This is a genomic window from Pseudomonas quercus (assembly GCF_012033695.1).
In the GTDB taxonomy this organism is placed as follows: domain Bacteria; phylum Pseudomonadota; class Gammaproteobacteria; order Pseudomonadales; family Pseudomonadaceae; genus Aquipseudomonas; species Aquipseudomonas quercus.
In genome coordinates this window covers 330,070-351,720 of the sequence record NZ_JAAVJI010000001.1, presented here as the reverse complement: position 1 = coordinate 351,720, position 21,651 = coordinate 330,070, and the positions used below count along the sequence as shown (strand labels likewise).

The following is a 21,651-nucleotide window of genomic DNA, read 5'->3' as shown; positions in this document are numbered from 1 at the left end:
GGTCAGATGGATTTGGCAGCGCCGATCTGGCGAGCCACGGCAGTAGCGGTCCCCATGTTCCGCTCCAGGCTCTCGGCCACTTTCTCGATCGTTTGGCTAATCGTCTTGGCGGCTTCGCCGGCGGCGGCTACACCGTCGCTTAACGCCTGCTGGGCACGCTGCACGGCGTCTCTGGAAAGGAGGATGCTACTGAGGTTTTCGCTGGCATTTACTTCATATTGGGCTCCGAGCCCTTTAAGGGTGCCCACCGCGACGGAACCCGTCAGGTTAGCCACCTGGCCGGCGGTTTGCAGGTGCGTTAATGCCGCTTGCCCGCCTGGGCCGCTTAGCCGCCCGGTCAATTGCTGGGACAGCTGACGCAGCAGGGCACGCATTTCCTGCACAATCGCGTTCTGGCCTACCTTGCCTGCAGCGTTCTGCAGCAGTTTGCCCAGCAGGCTGTTCATCAACTTGTCCACCACCCGGCTGGCGACCTCGCCCACCTTGGCCATCACTTTCTGGGCGATGGCAGAGCCTGCGCCTGCGCTGAGCAGCGCCACTGCGCCCATCACCGCCGCAGCGATGGCAACGCTTACCACCACTGAACTCACCAACATCGCCGTAGAGGCGTCCACGCCCATTTCTTGCAACAGCCCCGAAACCCCTTTCATCATCGCTTCAAGCACAGGGCCAAGCGCTGACATTACCGCGTCCATCATGGGCTTGAGTGCCTTGTCCAGCAGGGGTGTTGCAGCTGCCATAGCAGCAACCACCAAGCCCGCCGCAAGGCCCCCCGTAGCAATGGTCGCTACCACCCCTACCACGGCGGTCACGGCCATCATGATCTTGCCCAAACAACCAGCGGCTTTCTGGGCGCGCTGGGCTTTTTCCAACTCCTTGGCGAACTCGTCGGCCTTTTTAGCCATGTCCAGTTCCCGGCCCCGTTGAATTTCCTTGAACAGCGTGGCTTCGGTTTCGGTCTTGGTTTCCTGAGCGCTGCCCATCAGTTCAACGAATCGCATCATCAGGGCCACCAGCTTGTCGCCTGCGGCCACTTCACGTTCCATACTGTTCTGCACGCTGGGGGGAAGTGCACCCGGCGGTGCCTTGTCCAGCACTTGCCGTGCAAGGCGGTCCACGTCATGACCGGCTGAGGTGGCGCGATCAAGCGCCGCACGGTGGTTGGTTTCGGCCGTGCTGGCCTGGGCGCGGGCCTGGTTGGTGGTAGTCTCCCACTTCGCTACTTCAGCCAGCGCCGCATCATGTTCCGGCGTACCCGGCGTCAGCCCCTCCAGTTTCGCCTGTGCAGTGCGCAAGGCGTGCTCTGCCTGGGCCAACGCGCCCTTGGCGGCTTCAAGGGCCTGCGCCGTCCCCTCGGCCGCTTGGTTAGCAGCTTCCAGTTGCTCAAGAGCAGCCTGGTAGTCAGCGCCTAAGCGGGTCCAGGCTTCACCTGCTGCCTGAGAGATCGCCTTAAGCATCTGCAAACGATTATTGAGCGTGGCGCTGTCGACTTCGCCTAACAGTTTCAGCAGCTTGGCGACCAGTTCAGTGAAGGTGTCCTTGGCAGCACCTGGTTCACTTGGCAAAGCTTGAGCCGGCGTGGTGAGTATGGGCTTGTTGCCAACGGATGGGCTGGCTTGTGCATTGAAATTGGTATCCTTCAACGACTGCATGGCAGCCTGCACGTGGGCGGCGGTATTGGGCCGTAAGGTGGCGGTGCGAGCGGCCGCCGTGATAGTGTTAATGTTTTCTGTCACGGGCGATGCGAATGAGCTTCGCGGTAGTGAAGAAATAAGAGGGTTAAGCATCATCTTGCTCCTGGGAGTGGTCGGCTTCTACCTGATCAAGTGCGCGAAGGTAGTAAAGCGCTTGGGTGCGCAAGGGGCCCTCAGCCAGTTCATCCCGGCAATACTCGAAACACAGCTTCGCCTTGCCGGGGCGGTCAAGGGCCAGGTGGCACTGGCCGGTGTAAAACATAGGGCGATAGTCTTCACGCCCTTGAGCGAAAGCCACTACGTAAAGGTCAATCGCATTCTGATGTTCCCCTTGCAGCTGCTTGACGGCCGCTAACCCGAACCAGTAATCCGGGTTGCGCATGTCGTACAGGCACAGGAACCGGAAAAAGCGTTCGGCCTCGTTTAGTTGTCCTTGCTCGTAGAACCGGTGCGCAAAAGCGTAGAGCTGGTCCATGTCGGTTTGCGTGAACCCGGTGACCTCGGCCATGGAGTGGCCACTCATCAAGGCCAATACCTTGTTTGCGGTGTTCTCAACGAGATCATCGACCGTTTGATCGTTCATGGTTATTGCTTCCTGATAAGGCGGCTGACCGGGCCAGCCGCACAGATTTAATCAAGCTAAGCAGCGTGCTACCTCTACGAATCGCTCATCACCCTAGCAATGAGCGATTTACGAAACGGTCATTGGCCCGCCGCCTCGACCTCGGCCAGCCAGGCCAGCAGGCGCAGCACGGCCTCGAATTCGTCCAACTGCACCAGGCTGTAGCGCCTGTGTGTCTTGAACAGACGCCGCGCCAGGGCAATGTCGTTTACCACCGGCACGCCCACTTTCTTGGCGTAGAGGCGCACCGCGAGCGCACGCTGGTTGGTTTCCATGACGGAAATGAAGGGAATTACGCTGAGCTCTGGCCTGAAGTAGATGCCAACGGCGATATGGGTAGGGTTGGCGACCACCACATTGGAATTGCGAATGTCGGATTTCACCTGTTCGCTGAGCAACTCCATGCGCAAATCTTGACGACGTTGCTTTATTTCCGGGCTGCCGTTCTGCTCCTTGCGTTCACGCTTGACGGCGTCGGGATCCATTTTCTGGTCACGCATGAATAGCAAGTATTCGCTCAAGGCGTCGATCACTACGATGATCAGGACGCAACCCAGGAAGGTCAGCACCAACGTTCGCAGCAGGCTTCCCCAGATGGGAAAAACATGATCGATGCGGCTGTGCAATTGGCCAAACAGCAGGTCGCGTTCCTGAAACCACAGCACCGCTAGAGCAACACCGAAGCAACACAAGTACAGCAGGGCCTTGACCGTATCCTTGACGGTGCGCAGGCTAAACAGCCGCTTGAAACCGTTGAGCGGGTTGACCGCATTCAGGTTCAGATGGAAGGCTTCAGTGGCCAGCCGCAAGCCTGTTTGCAGCAGGGTCGGCAGCGCGGCGGCCAGAAAACACACCAGCACAATGGGCGCAATGGTGCGTAGCAATAGCGCACCCAATGAACTTAGGTATTCGCCAATAGGCAGGTTGAACCCATTGTCGAGGGCCCCCTTGTAGACCTGCATCACTTCCAGTAGGTCGCCGTCCTGAGCCAAGAACAACATGCCCACGGCCATCAGGCAGGTGGTGCTCAGGTCACGAGCCTTGAAGGTCTGCCCTTTGCGGGCTGCATCCTTAAGCTTCTTCTGCGTAGGTTTTTCGGTCTTGCTGGCGGCGCTCACTCCGTCACCTCCGGGCGGTCAAGCCACGCCGGCAATTCCCAGGCGCGTTGCCCCATACGCTGTACTTCCTCGGGCACGTAAGCACCCAGGTATACAAACAGCACGCCAAACGCAATAAAACCCTTGACCGTTAGCGATACGGAGAACGCATTCATCTGCGGCGCAAAACGTGCCAGCAAGCCCAGTAACGCTTCAACCACCAACAACGCAGCCACCACGGGAGCCGAAACCAGCACCGACTTAACCACTATTGCATCCAGCAGCCCGTGCAGCGTGGTTAACGACACATGGCAGCCTGCACCTGGCGCGCACAGTTGGTAGCTGTGTGCCAATGTGCCTACCACCAGCTCCATACCACCGGCTTCGAGGTAGATCATGGCGCTGAACAGCTGCAGAAAATTGGCCAGTTCAGACGAGTCATTTCCGTTAGCAGGGTCCACCACATTACTGAGCATGGCGCCTCGCTGGTTGTCGATCAGGTTGCCAACCGCATGCATTACCCAGAACGGCCAGCACAGCACGCAACCCACCGCCATGCCGATGCCGACCTCCTGAAACGCAGCACGCAGATACCCCGTGGCGGACGCTTCGGGCAACGGTACGCCGCTGTACAACCAGAACGCCAACCCGAGCAATACCAGTACCACCATGCGCGGGGTGCCGGTAAGCACGCCACTGTTGAGAAACGGAAGCATGAAAAAGACGGGCGCCAGGCGGGCCGTGCCCAACAGCGCGCCGGCCAGCCAAGTATGAAAATCGAAATACAGCGCTAAGTTCATTGGCCTAACCCAGCGCCAGACGGAGCACGTCGCGACAGAACTGGAGCAGCGTCTGGCCATACCATCCCGACAGCAAGAATAGAGTGAGGCCTACTCCCAGCAACTTGAAGCCGAAAGGCAGCGTCTGCTCCTGAAGTTGCGTAACGGTCTGCACCAGGCCCACAAGCAGCCCCACAACGGTGGCGACCACTACAGGCCAGGCACTGAGCAGTAGCACAAGGTACAACGCTTTATTGCCCGCGAAGACGATGTCATTCATGGCTGCCCTTACCCCCCCATATTCAGGTACTGCTCGACCAGCCCGGTTGAGAGCAACGACCAACCGTCCAGGGCCACGAACAACACCAGCTTGATGGGCACGGAGATGATGACCGGGCTCATCATCATCATGCCCAGTGCCAGGAGAATGCTGGAAATCACCAGGTCCACTACTACAAACGGCAAATAGAGGTAGAACCCGATCTTGAAGGCGGCCTTGATTTCGCTGAGCGCGTAGGCCGGTAACAGAGCGAAGAGGGAAGGCTCTACGTCGACCTCATCGGCCGTGGCGGCAACAAAGGGTGGCTCACCTTCCATGTCGGCCTGGGCCTGTTGCGCCCGTTCGAAAAAACGGGCCAATTCAGGATCGCTGTAACGCCTCAAGTAGGCGCGGTAGCTCTCAAGCCCTCCATCGGCAAACTCGATGATCGACTCCACGTTGTTGAACTGGACGGCATGGGTCTTCTGATAGTCATACACCTGCTGTACTACCGGTGCCATTACGAACAGGGCCAGCATCAGGGCCACGGCATTGAGCACCATGTTCGAAGGAACCTGCTGCAGGCCCAACGCGTTGCGTACGATTACAAATACGATGGAGAACTTGAGGTAGCAAGTACCTGCCGCAATCAGGAACGGTAATAGCGAAGCGATGGCCAGCAGGCCAATCATGGAGATGTCATTCATGAGGTGTGCCCGTTAGGGTATGCACTTCTACACCCAGCGCTTCGCCCACGCGTACCAGTTCGCCATACCCCAGCGTACGGCCTTCGACAACCAGCTCGACACGTGTAAGTGCGTTGTCAGGGAGTGTGACGATCCGGCCTGGGTCGACCCTGGCCATCTCGGCCATGGACAGCCGAGTGCGGTGCAGCACGAACTCGACGTTCAGGGTGCCCTGTTCCAGCAAGGGCCGTTCCCAATCGGGCTCAGGCATGGAGGCAGTCAGTTCGGTCATTACGGGTTCCTTACAAAGGTCCAAGGTGCCGACCTTATGGTCGGCCACGTACACGCAGGGGCCCCAGTGGCGGATCAAAGCCACACCCCCTACGCCCAGGCGGTTAAGGTGGCGCAGCGCAATACCGCTACGCCCCAGGCTCACGCGCACCTTTAACGGCAATTGCCGTAGCCAGGCCGGAGGGGCGCCAGCAGGAGGGGCTGGAATACGCGCAGGCAAAGAGGTAAACCAGAGCGGGCCGCCTGGCACGTTTACACACGCCATGGGACGCTGGGGTATTGCCGGACTTGCCAGCCGCTGGCAGGGCGCATTCAGCTGCCCCACAAGGCCGGGCGGCAGCACACCCAAAGGGGCAGGCAACTCGCCAAGCAGGGCAGCCACAGCGGCAGGGTGATGTTCACTGGGGAGCAAGGTCGCGAGCTGAGGCCAAGTCTGTTCAATCCAGCGGTCAACCGCCAGCAATCCGCGCCAGGTGCCCTCTTCCCCTGTGCCTGACACGTTCAAGTAAGGCGAGCCCGCTGGGGGTGTACCTAGGCAAGCGGCGTAGCCCGCCCCCTGCCAAAGGGCTACCCATTGCTGATGTTGGTAAACCTCGGCAGGTACACAACGCAGCACAAGCGACATCAGGCAGGCGCCTCTTGCTCATCCCAGAGATGCCCGCCGTGCGGGTGGTTATCCTCCTGCGAGCCTTGGTGCGAGTGGCCTTGCCTGTTACCGCCTTCGCCGTCACGCATCACCCAGGGCGCCTCTGCCGAGGGCCAGTGCTGGCGCAACTGCTCAGCCACCCGTGGCTGGGTATCGATCACAAATGCGAATGGCGCATTGGGCCCAGGCTTGCTGATAGTGAGTTCCCCCGTCACTGCCCCATTGTCAAAAGGCACCTGCAGGTAAGGCCGGTTGCCAGCCGTTGCAGGTGCTAACAAGGCTGAAGGCTGGCCAGCCAGCATAGGGTTACGGGGGGTGGAGGTGCGGGCACCGGCTTCAGAGGCCGACACGGCTACGGTCGACCGCACCACAACATTTTCCGGTAGCCCGCGCAGCATGGGTTCGCTCAACTTGCGCGCGCGCTCTTCAACGGATTTGTCGAGCGTTTCAGGCCCCTGAGCGTTGGCTTGGGCCATCGCGGCCGTCATGGCGTCTACTGACGAGCCAATGGGCGGGATGCTGCGTTCAGCCTTCGCCAATGGCTCGCGGGTTGCCCGAAGCGGCATTGTTAAGGCAACAGCCTCTGACAGTGTTGACGGTGCAGGTACTGCTACCGCATGGTTGGTGTGAGCAAGGGGCAGGCCTAGAGTGCCAGCGCTGGCCTCACGGGTGGCACGAGTACCGACAGGGCGCAAAATAGCCGCCGCCTCGGTTTTACTGGCTTGGGCCTCCAAGCTCGCTTCCTGAGCCACGGTGTGAGGTGAATGGCTATGCCCCGAGCTCAGTAAGGGCAGCCTCAAGCGCCCGCCCATAGGTACATGGCTGGGGAAAAAGTCGGCCAGCGCAAAACCTTGCTGCGGTATGGCGTCTTCCAACTGTTGCTCAAGCCGCTCGTTCAATGCGGTGGGGGGGCACTCCGTCATCCAGTCCAGGCCAGAGAGTGCTGGGTCCAGGTTTACAGGGGCTGCGGCTGTCATCGTAGTGTGCTCATGATAAGGTCTTCGGTTTCCAGTTCTTGTTGGCGCTGCTGGGCAGCGTATTGCGACTTGCGCAGCCGCTGTTGGAGGGCATGAATCTTTTCCTGCCGTGCCTTGAGGCGCTGGTGCGCTCGAAGCTGAGACGAGAGCGTTTCATTGAGCATTGTGCGGCGCTGCTCAAGTTGCGCACGCTCTAACGCCAGGTCCGCCAGGCGCCGACGGATGACTGCCTGTTGCCTCAGGTTGCCAAGCAGTTCGCTCCGGCTGACCATCGTTGTGTTCAAATAGCCGGCAGCCAACCATTGCCCGAGGCCCTGGGAGGACTGTTCTACAGCGCCGCACGCGTCATTCAGGGCATCGCATTCGCGTTGCGTTCTGGAAGCGGCCGCCTGGGCGCTGGCGAGCCGGCACTCCCCCAAATGAACCAGGCGCACTACGTCAACGTAAGATGTCATGGAGGCTTACCAGTGAGGTTTCAAAATCGCACCCCTGGTGCAGGGGTTGCCGACACCACTGTTCCAGCGGCGCTTTGCAGGCGACGGCGTGATCGTTGGCGGCGTTCTCGCCGGCGCGGTATTCGCCTAGGTCCAGGAGCATCTGCAAGTCAGCCAGCCGGCCCAACAGGTCGCGCGTTTTATCGGCCAACGCCTGGGTCTCAGGCGTCGTGACTTGCCGAGCCACCCGGCTAGCGCTGTTCAACAGGTTGATTGCGGGATAATGCCCGCGAGCAGCCAGCGTCCGGTCCAGGTAGATGTGGCCATCCAGGATTGAGCGCACTTCTTCGGCAATCGGGTCTGGGTCGTCATCGCTTTCCAGCAACACGGTGTAGAACGCCGTAACACTGCCCGCAGCGCCCCTCCCTGCCCGTTCCAGAAGGCGCGGTAGTGCTTCGAAGACCGAGGCCGGGTATCCCCGGCGGGCCGGTGCTTCGGCGGCAGCAAGCGCTAGGTCTCGCCGTGCGCGGGCATACCGGGTGATTGAATCCATAAGCAGAATGACATTGGCACCCTGGTCACGAAAATACTCGGCTACCGTGGTTGCCAACAGCGCGGCGTTACAACGGTCGGCCGAAGGCTGGTCTGAGCTGGCATAAACCACTACGCAACGATCGCGTTTGTCCGACGCCCTCAGCGCATGAACAAATTCCGTGACTTCCCGGCCTCGCTCACCAATCAGGCCGATGACAAATACGTCCGCGCTGGCATGCTCGATCAGCATGTTCATCAGCGTTGTCTTGCCCGAGCCAGCCGACGCGAAGATCCCGACGCGCTGGCCTACGCCACAGGTCAGCAGCGCATCTATCACCCGTATCCCGGTAGCCAGCACCTGGTTTACGGGCTGGCGTTCGCGGTAGTCCAAAGGTGCAGCATCCAGCCGGCGCAGCACCTGCGGGCCAGCCGCCTCAGAGGCCCAGCGCTCCGTGACCTCACCGTGGGCATTTACCACGGTACCCAGCAGTGCCGGGCTGCAGTGCAGGCTCATTGCGGCCCCTGTGGAGAGCAGCATTGATTCGCAGGACAAGCCCTCGGCACGGCCTAGCAGGCTCAACACCGTGGACGGCCCCTTGAAACCGATGACCTGCGCCCGGGCACTGGGGTACGCATCGCGCCAGTGCCGGCGCACCTCACACACCTCCCCTACCCCTACACCCGCTAACTGAGCTTCAAGGATGGGCCCGTCAAGGCGGTGCAGCAGCGCCCCTTGTCGACCCTGCAAGGGCAAGCTCATACGCGGAGCAACTCCTTGAGTTCTTCCATCGCCCCAATAAAGCCTTCCAGGGCGTCCATCATGCCCTGCGGGCTGGCCAGAGCGTTGTCACTAAGGCAAACGCGCAGCTCAAGTACACCCTCAACGTCCGTCAGTTGAAGTTGCTGGGTACGGGCAGCCCCGAAGCCCTTCATCAGAAAATTCAGCAAGGGTTCGGCAGCACTGGCACGGATGGCTGGGGTGAGTTCTGCCACATGGGCCCACAACCACACATCCTGCTCTATCATCGAAACGTTAACGGCCGGCAAGTTGCTGAATTCCAGTTCGATGGTGCTATGGCCGTCGAACGAGCCAATCTGGCCAGGGGTGCAACCGGCGGCAAGCAACGCATCGCGTACCAGTTGGGCGATATCCACGTCAGGCATAGGTATTCCTTAGATCGTTTTGAGCACGTTTATAGAAATGGTTTCGCTCACTTCGCCGAACGACATCACATCCAGCTCACGGAAGCGGCTTTCCACAAACTTTTTCACGTAACGGCGCACATCGACCGAGGCCAATAGCACAACGTCTTTTTGGGCAATGTTGAGCTGGTCCAGGCCTACGGCCAGCTGGTCCAGCAGTTGCTCTGCGTCGGCGGGTTCCAGGTTGAGGAAGCTACCGGCGTTGGTTTGCCTAATACCTTTTCGCAGCACGTCTTCAAAAGCGGGCGAAAGCATTAGCGCGCGCAGTTCATTGCCGTGGGCAAACTTGTTGCTGATGTAACGCCCCAGGGCCGTACGCACATGTTCACACAACGCAAGATTGTCCTTCTCACGGCTGCCCCATTGCGCCAAGGCTTCGAGGATCAACTTCAGGTTGCGTACTGAAATACGCTCGCTGAGCAGCCGCTGAAGGATTTCGGCGATCTTCTGCACAGTGCAATGGCGGTAGACTTCTTTGAGCAGGTCGGGGTAGCGCCCGTCCATTTCATCAAGCAGCTTCTTGGTTTCCTGAATGCCGAAAAACTCTTGAATGTTACGTGCCAGTAACAGCACCAGGCACCGGTACAGCTCGTCGTAGGCCGGCCGGAGCTGACAGCCAAGGCCTTCGAGCGTTGCTTTGTCCGCCACTTGGCACCAGTGCCCAACCTGACGGTTGGCATCCAGGCCTTCACGCACGTTCAGCGCTAGGTGCTCTGCGGCGGGAGGCAAGGTCACCAAACGAAGACGATCAAAGAAAATATCGAACTGCTCGGCACGTACCTCGTTGATCAGTACGGCGACCTGGCCATCAGGCAGCGCGTCGCTTGCGCGAAGGTGCAACTCGGGCACTTTCACGCCGTAGTCCATGAAAAAGCTGCTGCGAAGGCGTTCGGCGACCTGTGCACTTTCAAGTTGAGCCAGTACGGGCCGGGAGACCAGCACTATCAACGGAACGGTCTCAGTGGCCAGGTCATCAACTTTGGCAATCAAGCCATCGGTAGTGCCACCGCTTTCCTCCCCTGCCATATGCCGAGTTTGTTCGGTGCCAGGCCGGGTCGGCAACAAGGCCGCTCGATGTCGAAACCACAGTACGCCCACCAAGGCCGCTGCGATAATCAGGAACACAAACAGTGGAAAGCCTGGCAGTACCCCCACCGCCAAGGCCAGCAGACAGGTGACGCCCAATACAAACGGGTTGCTGAGCAACTGCGCCATCATACTGCGGCCCAAGTTGCTTTCTTCGCTCTCCACGCGCGTGACGATAAAGCCTGCCCCAATAGCGATCAACAGTGCCGGTATCTGAGCAACCAGGCCGTCACCGATAGTCAATAGCGTATAGGTCGACATGGCGGTGGAAACGTCCATGCCCATTTGGCCAACGCCAATGGTGATACCACCGATGAAGTTGACAAAAATGATAATGATGCCAGCGATCGCATCGCCCTTGATAAACTTCATGGCGCCGTCGAAAGAACCGTACAACTGGCTCTCACGCTCTAGCTTCAGGCGTTTTTCGCCGGCTTGCTTGGCATCGATAGCACCGGCCTTGAGGTCGCCGTCAATGCTCATCTGTTTACCAGGCATGCCATCCAGGGAAAAACGGGCGGCGACCTCAGCCACGCGCTCCGACCCTTTTGTGATGACAATGAACTGCACCACGGTGACGATAGAAAACACCACAAAACCCACGACCAGGCTTTCACCTATCACGAATTCACCAAACGAGGTGATGATTTCACCCGCATCGGCCTGGCTTAGGATCAGCCGGCTGGTGCTGATCGACAACGCCAGGCGGAACAGGGTGGTGATCAATAGCAGCGCTGGGAAGGAGGAAAAATCCAGAATGCGCTGAATGTAAAACGTACCCAGAAACACCAGAATAGCGATAACGATATTCAGGCCGATCAGAAAGTCCACCAGTTCAGTGGGCAGAGGAATGATCAGCATCGCGATCACCAAAACCATCAAGGTAACGATGATCAGTTCAGGTCGCGCCGTAGCGTTGCGAAGTAGCTGGTTGAACATGCTCAATCCGTATGGGTCTGGCTAGTGTTGAAATGGTGCAGAGCAGCAAGGTGGTCAATGCGCTCCTGTGTGTGGGTCAACGTGGCCAGCTGGCTGAATTGCTCAGCGACCTGTTCGCATGCCTCATCATCGGTGAACAGTCGACCTGGCAAGGCCAGGCACGCCTGGCGCAGGCACTGCAAGGCCGCACCCCGCGCTTTCGCTGAAGCCATGAGCAGCGCCTGGCCCAAGGCATCCTGGAGCAGCTGGCGGACCTGGCCTGGGTAACGCAACAACCCCAGCATAAACACCAGCCAATCAGCCTCGCGGCTGTTGTAGTCAGTAATGCACGGTTGGCCAAGCACTCGACGAACGAAGGCATGGTCGGCAGATCGCAGCAGCTTAAGTTCGCTGAGGCGTATCATCAGCGTCCCGAATTCGGCAGGTGTGCAACTGGGGTCTACGCATGTGCAGTCGGTCAACACGGCGGCTTCGATGAAGTCCAGTACATCGGCGCGGTACTGTTCGCCGTATAGGGCAATCCAGTTTTCGTAGGCGTCCACCGGTCCCTCCTCACTCTCCAGGAAGTGTCGATAGGTGTTGCGTAGCGCCGATGCGCGTAATCTTAAACGGCGGCCGAAGAGGCGAGCCTTGAGCGCCGTATTGATGCCTGCTTTTAGCGGTTTGGGTGGGGTCTGGGCGATGACCATGGCCAGGAGTGCCTCAAGGCGCTGCCTAACCATAGGGGTCATTTTGTCTTGCGCCAGCAGCCCGCGCAGCACCATGACCAGGTCGCTGGGGTCGGGAAACTGGCGCCGTGCCTCTAGCAACAGCCACTCTAGGGATTTGCCGGCTTGCCCGGCCAACGCTTGAATGCCCAGTGCCTTGGGCAGGACGTTCTCCTCCAGCACCCGGTCAAAGCTGTCCGACAGGCTGTCGGCCTTTTCATTGAGCTCATTGCGCCTGCGAAACTGCGAGCGCAACGCAGCAGCCATTTCGTCACTGGTTTCTACAAAACGTGCGACTTGCGACGCTGGGCTACGATCAACTTGGCTGTCGTCCTCCACTGCCTGCTGCTGGCGCTCCTGGGCATTGAGTTCAGGCGCTCTGAACCTGCCCATGGCCTGTGCCCCTATGCCGTTGATGGCCATCTCAGTGCTCCAGCGCCCGGTAGACGGCTTTTTCAGGTTCGGTCAGGCTACGTGCGTTGAACAGGTCTTCGGCCAGCCGGCCACCGCCTTCGGGCTGGCTGCCGAAGATTTCACGGGGTTGAATCAAAAAGATCCGAGCGGTATTGCCCTTGCGGGTCTGCTTGTAACTAAAGAGCCTGCCCAAGTAAGGAATGCGCCCAAGTACAGGAATGCGCCGTACTTGCTCACTGCTTTCATCGCGAGTGAACCCTCCTACCAGCAGGCTCTTGCCGTGAGGTACGCGGGCAACTGTGCTGATGCGGGTTCGCCCCACCGTCGGTAGCAGGCTGGCTTCAGAATCGTCGTCGCGGGCCCTGGCGCTGTCGATCTCGCTGCCATCTTCGATGTTGAGCACCATCTCGATATCGTTGGCCGGCCCGATACGGGGCAGCACGCTGACCAATGTGCCGTAGGTCACCTCTTGGAGGTCCACCGCGCGCTCTCCCACCAGCGAGGCGTAGAACGTGCGACTGTTGTCAAAAATCGCCGGTACGTTTTCCTGGGTCAGTACCACGGGGCGGGACACCACATTAGCACGGTCCTTCTGCTCCAGTGCTGACACGGCCGCCAGGAACGACATCGTGTCCTGCGTGCTTACCGACCCGCGGTTGAGCGATACCTCGAACTTCCCGCCTACACCGACGCCACCCTGCCAGTTCACACCCAATTGGTTCAGGTCGTCCTGGCTGACGTCGATGATCCACAGGGACAGCTCCACATGGCGCTTGGATTCATCCAGGGCAGCCACTAGGTTTTCAATGAAACGCACCTGCTCCGGCAAGCCTTTGACCAGCAGGCTGTTGGTGTCCGGGTAGGCGACGATGCGGATGTTCCCCGCGCCTAGTTGCGACTCGACATTGGCGGCCAGCGACGGCGCCAGGTTGGCAGCCGCTTCTCCGGGAAATGCCGGCATCGCCAAAGGGCGGTCCTGGCGTACCGAGGGCGTTGCCCGATCTACCTGCACGTCGACACCCTGCTTTTCGCCGCTCAGCAATTGCTCAATGACAGTGGCCATGCCAGGGACTTTAACCACCTGATCACGCATGCTGAATTCGCGGTCGCCTACGAACGTATTGCGTACCTGAACCACACCAATACGTTGCTGGCCCAGTTGCAGCGCAGCCCCCTGGTTGTCCATGAAGGTGGCCGCCTGGGCAACGATGTCAACGAAAATAGGTGGCCCGGCCACATAGAGCGTGCGCAGGCCATCACCTCGCAAGGGATAGCGCGCATCAAGGAGCCCGGAACGCCGCAGGAAAGACTCCAGCCGAGGCACCGTCAGGGTCTTAAGCGATATGACAGCCTGCTTGGACTCATTGGCTTCATACAGGTAAATCGCCTGCCCGTCGCTGTACCAGATCAGGCCCAGCTGGCGTGCTAGGCGCTCTAGGGTCTTGCGGGGATTTTCAAGGGAAAAATTGCCATTGACTGTACGCTTGGCAGCCGCCTTGCTCACGATAATGGGCTGGCCGAGCGGTGCTGCCAGCACCTCGAAAAAGGTACGCAGGCTCTCTTGGCGAGCCACATAGCCTTCACCAGGCTGAGCAGGTGGGTTGGATTGCGAGAAGGCAACAGGCGGCAAGGCCACCCCCAGCAGCGTCACAAACAGACAGGTTCGCAGGGTAATCATTTTACGGTTTCTCATAAGCCAGGCAGACGGGTGATATCGTTCAAGCGACTGGGTACAACGCCCACCAGCTCTTTGATTTCCTTGGAAAAATGGGAGGAAGAGGCATAGCCCAGGCTAAGGGCAAGGTCGGTCAACGAGGTACCCCCTTCAGTAATGGCCAACAGCGCCCTGGCCGCGCGCCAGGCCCGAAGTTCGGTTTTCACCGTAGCGCCCATGGCCTGGCGACAGAGCCTTCGGAAATGCGAGACCGACACGCCATACCGCGCGGCCAGTTCATGGAGCTTGAGGTGTGAATTGGCTTCGTCATGGAGGAACGTCACCACACGGTAGCTTTCCAGGCTTCGCAAGGTGCAGGCAAAGCTCACGTAGTCGGCGTCGCCACGCATGGCGCGCTCCAGGTACCAGCGCTGGAGCTGCTTTTTACCGTTCGCTGAAAATGTGGGCTCGGCTAGCCCAGGGCAGGCAGCCGCCTGCTGGTAGGCCGTAGGCCAGGCCTTGTCCAGGAAATATTGCAGCCTGGCCAGGCCAGCATCGCGAATCGCAATGACTTGCGCGTCGCCTGTCATCACATGCCAACCCGCGGTCAGCATCACAAGGCCTTTCCAACCCTGCTCGACTGCCCACTGCGCGCCGGTTGTACGACAATGCATCTGGAGTTCGCCATTGACCTCGTACAGCCAGAATGCTTGCTCTGGCGGTCGCATGCCTTCGCACCAATGCGACAGGCCACTAAGGACGGATAACGATGACATGTGGGACACGCCTTACGCCGGTAATAATCTGCCAGCTATGATGCGTGCCGAGGCTGGGCCAATCCTGATGGAAACCTGATGACGACCTTGCAAGTACATAAAATGTAGCGATAGGGAAGCGTACCGATTCGAACCCATTGGGTGCTATGACACTCGTCACCTACTTCTACAACTGTCCAACCCGTGTGGTAGGCACTTGGAACATGCGGCCAAGTGCCTTGGCGTTGAGCAGACAACCGAGCGGCGATATTCGTCGGGGGGGCACTGCTGATATCACATCAGGGTGGTCTGTTCGGTGCGCTCGCTCAATAGGCATCTGGGGCCTCCCGCATCTTTCTTAAAAGCGCAGACCCTAGCGGTTGTTGGCCTTGAGTGCCTATCAAAAAGCGCTTTTTATTTTCATGGGTTTTTTGTGAGCGGTTTATGGAGGTATGGCCAGCAGACAAAGCTTTTAATCCGCACCGGCCTTCGTCGCACCCACGCCTAAATGCGTATACCCTTGGAGATAAAAATGTTTTTACATGTAGCCTTTAGATCGCTAATACATACAGTAATACCGAACGCTATGGAAATTTCTGGATCTTAGATTGCAAAGAAATTTACTAGCGCAAAAAATAGCGTAAACCCATTTGAAATTTTAGCCCATGAGACCAGCCAAAAATTACACGCATTCTCGCTCAGCTACGAAACACAACTATTTTAATTTCAAAAATATAGATAAGAATAGCTCCTTGGATATAGATGATAATATCGCCGCTTCGCGCGGACGATTATTCTATTTATTAAGCCCCAGCAAAATACCTGACAGAACCAAAGTACCAGGTAGTGATGAATCAGAAAAAAACCCAATACAGCCTTTGAAATATAACGCTCTGCACTCAAAGGACGCAAACGGTCCCGAGCGCAATATTCACGGCCTGGGATATAGCTATCAAAAATTGGATACCCTTTATTAAAATATTTGCGAATCGCTAAAGCCCAATAATATAGAGCCAACTAAAAAATGCACAGCCATGATATACAGCAGCACTCGTGAAGATACGATGAGCTACTCGCACTTAAAGCAGGTGCCCAATCCATAAGCGCTAAAATGCCAGCGAAATAATCTTAACCTGGCCAGAAACCGTTACAGCGAATTTCTATAAACCGTATCATATTCAACAGCCTTAAGTTTAATTATAGCGCGCTATTCTGCGGTCGATCTTTAATTAACCTAAAAATACTGGAAAATCATGGATATCAGTCCAGCTTCATTCCTCAAGCCCACCCAAATTGTAAGACTGGATGACATTATCCGCTTCCGCGCAGATAATAACGTGATACTTACAGCATTCAAAAAAACTGGCAACACACCAAATCAACCATCCTTGCAAGCACATCAGCCTGCTAAGGCCGGGCACTGTATTAGAAGATATATTTCCAGGCTTCTAGATCAAGTGATAGCTCATTCATCGGCAAGGACGCTGGACTGCTTCAATTTTCTAGATAGCGCGCCTTACAGCATAACCCCGCCCGACCAACCAAGTGCCAAATTGGACTACACTTGCAGCTTGATAAAAAAAGTAGAAGAATGCCTAAAAAGCCTGTCCAACGAACAGATCAGCGACTTGGTTATTGAGGTTAACGGCTCAGTAAAAGCCAATATAGGCCTAGGCTGCCCTGGTCTGTTTGACTTGATGACGCGCTGTGTCGCTGACCCTAATAAAACTTATAATGCTCTTCGATTTTATGAGGCCAAACTAGGGTCAAATGAGGCTTTAAAAATTACTAGCCTTGAGATTTTTAGAGAATGGAGTAAGCGCAAGGCTGTCTCCAGTTCAAATAACAGGACTGATTGATACCCGTTAAAAACCACGAGATTACACGTTTGTAAGCCATCGATTGGCCTTGTAAAAAGCTTTAGATACCTACTAACGACTTCTTTCAAATAGAAACTGACGAAAGAAAAAAACAAGCGAGGCAGCGGTTCAACCGCCGCCTCACATCGCTGCTTACTTCTGAGCGCGCGCCTGGTCACGCAAGGCCTTGACCTCGTCGTGGGTGCGCATTACGCCGTCGAATTGCTTCTGGATCAATGCACGGGCTTCGGTGGAGATTTCAGTGTTCTCCAGTGCTTTTTTGTAGCTCTTTTTCGCGACGTCTTCACCGCGCTCGGCTTCGTTGAGCAGGGCCGCGTCGTCCTTGCCAGTGATGGCGGACTTCAGGTCTACCCAGCGGCGGTGCAGGTCGCCGGCAACGCTGGTGGTAGTTTCCGGATCGCCGCCCAGGCTACGCACGTGTGCTTGCAGTTCAGCAGCAGCGCTGGCGGTTTCACCCGCCGCTTTGGTGAAGACTGCTTTGAGGTGGGCGTTGTTGGTGTTTTCAGCCAGGTCCTTGAAACCCGCTTCGCCGTCTTTGGAGGTTTCGATCAGGTCGTTCAGTACGCTAATGGTTTCTTTGTTCACGTCAGTCATCGTGTATCTCCTGAATGGACGGCCCTTAAGGGCCCTAGAGGCAGCCGTGTGCAAGCGCTTTTAAAGTACTCGTCAGGTTAGGGCGTACCGCTTGGCGCTGGTTCAGTTTTTTATAAGCACGATGGATGAAAAGAGTTACATCAGGCCGCAGGGGCCTGACCAGCTTCGGGATGGAAGGCCAGGGTGGCGTCCTCTTCCCCATGCAGGGAAATGCGGTAGGTTTCCGGCAAGGCCAGGCCGCCTGCCAGCGCCAGCAAGGCAATGGCTACCAGGTAGAACGCAGGGGCCAGGCTGCTGCCCGTGACATCGATAAGCCAGGTAGCAACCAGCGGCGCCGTACCGCCGAACAAGGTATAGGCCATGTTGTAGGTAATGGCCGAGGCCGTGTAGCGAGTGCGGGTGGGGAAGGTCTCAGCCAGCAGCGCCGCCGTTACCACGCCACACAGCAAAGCCCCCACAGCCAGCATCAGCACACCGGCAATGGCCGGGGCGACGGCACCCGAACCGGCCAGCCAGTAGGCCGGAAACACTGTGACCATGACCCACAAACAGGTGAAACCAACGGTTTTGCGCCGGCCCACACGGTCTGAAAAGGCGCCCGCCAATGGGCAAGCGGCAGCGGCGAATAACAGGGCAACGGTAGAGACCAGCAACGCTTGTGCACGACTCAGGTGGCCAGCTACTTGAAGGTAGGTGGCGAAGTACGTAGTGAACATGTAGAACGATAACGCGGTAAGTGAAATGAACGCCCCCAGGCAGCCAATCGCGCGGCCGTGGTGGCGCAAGGTGGCCTTGAGTGGCGAATGGGCATGCCCCTTGCCCTCCACTTGAACGGCTTTGAACGCTGGGGTTTCCTCCATGCGCCAGCGCAGGAACAAGCCCACGATGCCCAGAGGCGCCGCCACCAGGAACGGCACTCGCCAGCCCCAGCTTGCCATGGCATCGGGCGACAGGCTGGCCTCCAAGGCATAGGCCAATACCGCCGCCACGGCAAAAGCGGAAAAGGTAGACACCGGCACGAAGCTGCCGTACCAGGCCCGTTTATGCCGTGGGGCGTGTTCCATCAGGTAGGCCACAGCACCGGCGTACTCCCCACCGGCCGAGAACCCCTGGACACAGCGCGCCAGGGTTAGCAGCACCGGCGCCATTACCCCGATGCTGGCATAGGTGGGTAGCAGCCCGATCAAGGTTGTGGCGCCTGCCATCATCAAAATAGTGATCGACAGTATGCGCTTTCGCCCCAGCCGGTCGCCTAAGGCGCCGAATACAATGCCGCCCAAGGGGCGCAGGGCAAAAGCGACCGCAAACACCGCAAAGGTTTTCAGCAGGCCTACACTGGGGCTGCTCCCCGTAAAAAACTGGTTGGCTATGAGGGTGGCCAGAAAGCCATAGACGGCAAAGTCGAACCATTCCACAAAGTTGCCAATGGCCGCTGCCGCGATGACCTTGCGAAGCGTTGCGGGGGAAACCTGCTCAGGGGTTTGAGTGACCATGCACGCGCTCCAGATCATTGATCTGTAGGATTATCACCAACGAAGCGCACACGGCCCTGTTCAAGAAACGTCACCGGCATAGCCAGAAACGCGAAAACCGCTCTACACCGGCCCACAGGTCGCCTTTCGATACCCTCAGCCCAAAGGACACCGACGACTATGATCCATGGCACTACAGGTTTGGTTGCCATCGTGGGGAGCCCCATTGCCCAGGTCCAGTCCCCTACCAACTTCAACCGGTGGTTTCAGGCCCAGGGGCTGGACCTGGCCATGCTGCCTATTGATCTGCAGGCCGAGGCCATACCCGCCTTGATGTCTACCCTGCGAGGCTGGAACAACCTGCGCGGTTGCGTAATCACCGTACCCTATAAGCAGGCCGTGGTACCCCTGCTCGACGAAGTGAGTGCACGGGCGCGGCTGTTGCAGTCCGTGAACGTGATTCGGCGAACGGCACAAGGCCAGCTGCTGGGTGACAATGTAGACGGCGAAGGTTTCATAAAGGCTGCGGCGAGTCATGGCTTCAACCCTGCCGGCAAGCGTGCCCTGCTGCTGGGGGCCGGCGGCGCAGGCGCGGCTATTGCCTATAGCTTGCTAAGCGGGGGCCTGGCGGTGCTGGACATCATAGACCCTGACGCCGCCCGTGTTGCTCATCTGTCATCGGCTTTGGGCGAAGCCTTTGGCGAGGCAGTGCTAGATGCACAGGTGCAGCACCTGGCAACCTATGACCTGGTGATCAATGCCTCGGCCGTTGGCATGGGCGACACTGGAGAAACGCCTTTGCCGGCCGAACAGCTGGCTGACCTTGCTCCTCACACGCTAGTGGCGGACGTGGTCACCAAGCCCGCGAACACGGCGCTGTTGAAGCTCGCCAAGGCCAAAGGGTGCCGGGTTCAGGCAGGGCCTGAGATGGCCCTGGCCCAGATGGAAGACTTAGGCATGTTCATGGGCGTGATGCCCGAGCCGATGGCCGCAGGCGCCAACAGTGATTGAAACCCTGGTGGCCTGGTGAATCCAACGTTTTACCAATGCCTGCCTGTCAACACAGACTCACTGCACAGGAGCCCTTGCCGCCATGAATGGCTCGATGAAGCACTTATGGTTTGCCACGTTGTTCATGGCCGCTACTGCCCCCGTATGGGCCGAGAACGAGATTGAGGCGGTTACGGAAGAAATGCCGCCGTACAACATGACTGAGGACGGTGGCGTTACCGGTTTCAGCACTGAAATCGTCCGGGCGGTGATGAAGGAAGCCGGGATGGAAGTGCCGATTCAGGTCATGCCGTGGGCACGCGCCTACGATCGGGCGTTGAGCGTGCCGAACGTGCTGATCTACTCGATTGCACGTACGCCTGAGCGCGAGCAACGCTTTCAATGGATCGGCCCTATTGCCCCGACCAATTGGTATCTCTATAGCTTGGCCGAACGGCCTGTCCACTTGGACAGCCTGGAGCAGGCACACGGCCATCAGATCGCAACGGTCAACATGGACGTAGGCCAGCAATATCTGTTGGCCCACGGCTTCAAGCCTGGGGTTGAGCTGCAATCGAGCAACCGGTACGAGCACAACTACCGCATGCTCAAAGTGGAGCATGTGGAGCTGTGGATCTCCAACGAGCTCAATGCCAACTACCTGATGCGCAAGAACGGCGATGACCCTGCCAAGGCCTTGGTACGTTCGCTACCCCTGCCCGCCTTGAGCAGCCCCGTCGGGCTCAACATGGCCTTTAGCAACGGCACGCCTGCACCTACCGTGGCGCGCTTCCAGGCAGCACTGGCCCGGGTACGGGAAAATGGTACTTACGAGGCTGTGATGCGCAAATGGCTGGCCCCGGGCACGTGATGGAACCGCTTTTTAGCCCAGCCGCTGTTCCTTGGAGGGCGGGTGGCCGAAGAACGCGGTATAGCACTTGCTGAAATGGCTGGGCGACACGAATCCGCAGGCCACCGCGACTTGCACCACGCTCAGGCTGGAGTGCTGTAAAAGGCGACGGCCTTCGGTCACGCGCAGCTCCAGGTAATACCGCAAGGGTGTGGTATTGAGTTGCTGCTGGAACAGCCGCTCGATCTGCCGCCGCGAGCGGGTCACATAGGCAGCGATCTGGGTGAGGTCCAGGGGTTCTTCCAGATTGGCTTCCATCAGCTTGACCACTTCGCGCAGGGGAGCCGTAAGCTTGAGTTGCAGCTTGGGGTTAACCCGTTTGTAACGCGAAGCTTCAAAGGCCAGGATGTCCACGATGCCATCTACCAGTGCGGCGCCACTGCTCTGGCCGATCCATTCCAGCACCATGTTGAACGCGCCATTGGGGCTGGCGGCGGTGTAGCGGTTGCGGTCGGCGATGTAGCTTTCGCTGGTGACCTGGCTGTGCTGGGCAATTTCTGCCAGGGCCGGCCTGTGCTCGGGGTGAATCGCGCAGCGGTAACCGTCCAGCAGGCCGGCCTGCCCCAGGAACCAGGCACCGTTCCATAGCCCCGCCAAGGCTACACCTTTCTCGCAAGCGCGTTTAAGCGCGGCCCTAAGCGCAGCATCGCTCTGCAACAACGTGCGAAAGCCGCCACACACCACCAGCAGGTTCAGCGCTTCCAGGCGACACTGGGCCAAGCTGCTGTCCGGCCGGATCACCAGCCCTAAGTCGCTCACCACCTCCTCGCCTGTGAGCGTGAGGGTGCACGTGCTGAAGGCTTCGGGCTGCAGCAGGTTGGCCGTGACCAGCGTATCCAGCGCCTGGGTGAACGCAGGCAGTGAAAAATGCTCCAGCAGAATAAAGCCCACACGGGACTGCACCGGCTTGGCATTTCTGCTGTGCTGCACGTAGCGGAAATTCTTGCCTTGCATGGCGCCGCTGAAAAGCCGTCTGTCGCTCATTCGATGCTCGGTCAGGTGCTTCCGGGAAAGTGTGGGGCCAAGGG

Annotated in this window: 21 protein-coding genes; 3 read left to right on the top strand and 18 right to left on the bottom strand. The window is 58.4% G+C overall.

The window, feature by feature from the left end:
* Nucleotides 1-2: 2 nt before the first annotated feature.
* The 15 genes from sctE to HBH25_RS01460 all read right to left on the bottom strand — a co-directional run bounded on the left by sctE (nucleotide 3) and on the right by HBH25_RS01460 (nucleotide 14,798).
* Nucleotides 3-1,787, bottom strand: a complete 1,785-nt coding sequence (gene sctE / locus HBH25_RS01530) for a type III secretion system translocon subunit SseC family protein (RefSeq protein ID WP_168080803.1) — start codon at nucleotides 1,785-1,787, stop codon at nucleotides 3-5.
* On the bottom strand, nucleotides 1,780-2,277 hold the full coding sequence (locus HBH25_RS01525; protein WP_168080801.1) for a SycD/LcrH family type III secretion system chaperone: 498 nt from the start codon (nucleotides 2,275-2,277) through the stop codon (nucleotides 1,780-1,782). Before HBH25_RS01525 ends, sctE begins: the two co-directional genes overlap by 8 nt.
* 119 nt (nucleotides 2,278-2,396) lie before the next feature.
* A complete protein-coding gene (locus tag HBH25_RS01520; RefSeq protein ID WP_168080799.1) occupies nucleotides 2,397-3,434 on the bottom strand; it encodes an EscU/YscU/HrcU family type III secretion system export apparatus switch protein in 1,038 nt (345 codons plus the stop codon).
* Complete coding sequence (sctT, locus tag HBH25_RS01515; protein ID WP_168080797.1) at nucleotides 3,431-4,213, bottom strand: type III secretion system export apparatus subunit SctT; 783 nt, start codon at nucleotides 4,211-4,213, stop codon at nucleotides 3,431-3,433. The genes HBH25_RS01520 and sctT overlap by 4 nt, the downstream gene beginning before the upstream one ends.
* 4 nt (nucleotides 4,214-4,217) lie before the next feature.
* Nucleotides 4,218-4,472, bottom strand: a complete 255-nt coding sequence (locus HBH25_RS01510) for an EscS/YscS/HrcS family type III secretion system export apparatus protein (RefSeq protein ID WP_168080795.1) — start codon at nucleotides 4,470-4,472, stop codon at nucleotides 4,218-4,220.
* Between the two features lie 8 nt (nucleotides 4,473-4,480).
* Nucleotides 4,481-5,158, bottom strand: a complete 678-nt coding sequence (locus HBH25_RS01505; protein WP_168080793.1) for an EscR/YscR/HrcR family type III secretion system export apparatus protein — start codon at nucleotides 5,156-5,158, stop codon at nucleotides 4,481-4,483.
* Entirely contained in the window at nucleotides 5,151-6,053 is a 903-nt protein-coding gene (locus HBH25_RS01500) for a FliM/FliN family flagellar motor switch protein (RefSeq protein ID WP_168080791.1), read from the bottom strand. Before HBH25_RS01500 ends, HBH25_RS01505 begins: the two co-directional genes overlap by 8 nt.
* Nucleotides 6,053-7,051: a hypothetical protein gene (locus tag HBH25_RS01495; protein ID WP_168080789.1), complete on the bottom strand. Its 999-nt coding sequence runs from the start codon at nucleotides 7,049-7,051 to the stop codon at nucleotides 6,053-6,055. The genes HBH25_RS01500 and HBH25_RS01495 overlap by 1 nt, the downstream gene beginning before the upstream one ends.
* Nucleotides 7,048-7,506 (bottom strand): hypothetical protein, encoded by a 459-nt coding sequence (locus tag HBH25_RS01490; protein WP_168080787.1) that lies wholly within the window; start codon nucleotides 7,504-7,506, stop codon nucleotides 7,048-7,050. Before HBH25_RS01490 ends, HBH25_RS01495 begins: the two co-directional genes overlap by 4 nt.
* Nucleotides 7,490-8,779 (bottom strand): type III secretion system ATPase SctN, encoded by a 1,290-nt coding sequence (sctN, locus tag HBH25_RS01485; protein ID WP_168080785.1) that lies wholly within the window; start codon nucleotides 8,777-8,779, stop codon nucleotides 7,490-7,492. The genes HBH25_RS01490 and sctN overlap by 17 nt, the downstream gene beginning before the upstream one ends.
* On the bottom strand, nucleotides 8,776-9,183 hold the full coding sequence (locus tag HBH25_RS01480; RefSeq protein ID WP_168080783.1) for an InvB/SpaK family type III secretion system chaperone: 408 nt from the start codon (nucleotides 9,181-9,183) through the stop codon (nucleotides 8,776-8,778). The genes sctN and HBH25_RS01480 overlap by 4 nt, the downstream gene beginning before the upstream one ends.
* A 9-nt stretch (nucleotides 9,184-9,192) precedes the next feature.
* Complete coding sequence (locus HBH25_RS01475) at nucleotides 9,193-11,247, bottom strand: EscV/YscV/HrcV family type III secretion system export apparatus protein (protein WP_168080781.1); 2,055 nt, start codon at nucleotides 11,245-11,247, stop codon at nucleotides 9,193-9,195.
* A gap of 2 nt (nucleotides 11,248-11,249) precedes the next feature.
* On the bottom strand, nucleotides 11,250-12,377 hold the full coding sequence (gene sctW, locus HBH25_RS01470; protein ID WP_168080779.1) for a type III secretion system gatekeeper subunit SctW: 1,128 nt from the start codon (nucleotides 12,375-12,377) through the stop codon (nucleotides 11,250-11,252).
* A 1-nt stretch (nucleotide 12,378) separates the two neighbouring features.
* The gene (sctC, locus tag HBH25_RS01465; protein WP_168080777.1) at nucleotides 12,379-14,046 is read right to left on the bottom strand and encodes a type III secretion system outer membrane ring subunit SctC; all 1,668 of its coding nucleotides are present in this window, start codon (nucleotides 14,044-14,046) and stop codon (nucleotides 12,379-12,381) included.
* 11 nt (nucleotides 14,047-14,057) lie between these two features.
* Nucleotides 14,058-14,798, bottom strand: a complete 741-nt coding sequence (locus tag HBH25_RS01460) for a helix-turn-helix domain-containing protein (protein ID WP_229631774.1) — start codon at nucleotides 14,796-14,798, stop codon at nucleotides 14,058-14,060.
* A 1,232-nt stretch (nucleotides 14,799-16,030) separates the two neighbouring features.
* On the opposite strand from HBH25_RS01460, the gene HBH25_RS01455 reads away from it, so the two are divergent.
* On the top strand, nucleotides 16,031-16,636 hold the full coding sequence (locus HBH25_RS01455; protein ID WP_168080775.1) for a hypothetical protein: 606 nt from the start codon (nucleotides 16,031-16,033) through the stop codon (nucleotides 16,634-16,636).
* Between the two features lie 153 nt (nucleotides 16,637-16,789).
* Here the strand turns inward: HBH25_RS01455 and HBH25_RS01450 are convergent, their stop codons facing one another.
* Together HBH25_RS01450 and HBH25_RS01445 are read right to left on the bottom strand one after the other, a co-directional pair.
* On the bottom strand, nucleotides 16,790-17,251 hold the full coding sequence (locus HBH25_RS01450; RefSeq protein ID WP_168080773.1) for a PA2169 family four-helix-bundle protein: 462 nt from the start codon (nucleotides 17,249-17,251) through the stop codon (nucleotides 16,790-16,792).
* A 140-nt stretch (nucleotides 17,252-17,391) separates the two neighbouring features.
* Nucleotides 17,392-18,744, bottom strand: coding sequence for an MFS transporter (locus HBH25_RS01445; RefSeq protein ID WP_168080771.1), 1,353 nt, complete (start codon nucleotides 18,742-18,744; stop codon nucleotides 17,392-17,394).
* Nucleotides 18,745-18,903: 159 nt separating this feature from the next.
* Between HBH25_RS01445 and HBH25_RS01440 the strand changes: the two genes are divergently transcribed.
* Together HBH25_RS01440 and HBH25_RS01435 are read left to right on the top strand one after the other, a co-directional pair.
* On the top strand, nucleotides 18,904-19,734 hold the full coding sequence (locus tag HBH25_RS01440; protein WP_168080769.1) for a shikimate dehydrogenase family protein: 831 nt from the start codon (nucleotides 18,904-18,906) through the stop codon (nucleotides 19,732-19,734).
* Between the two features lie 82 nt (nucleotides 19,735-19,816).
* Nucleotides 19,817-20,584, top strand: coding sequence for a substrate-binding periplasmic protein (locus HBH25_RS01435; protein ID WP_168080767.1), 768 nt, complete (start codon nucleotides 19,817-19,819; stop codon nucleotides 20,582-20,584).
* A gap of 12 nt (nucleotides 20,585-20,596) precedes the next feature.
* Here HBH25_RS01435 and HBH25_RS01430 read toward each other — a convergent pair whose 3' ends face one another.
* A complete protein-coding gene (locus HBH25_RS01430; RefSeq protein WP_168080765.1) occupies nucleotides 20,597-21,607 on the bottom strand; it encodes a GlxA family transcriptional regulator in 1,011 nt (336 codons plus the stop codon).
* Between the last annotated feature and the right edge of the window lie 44 nt (nucleotides 21,608-21,651).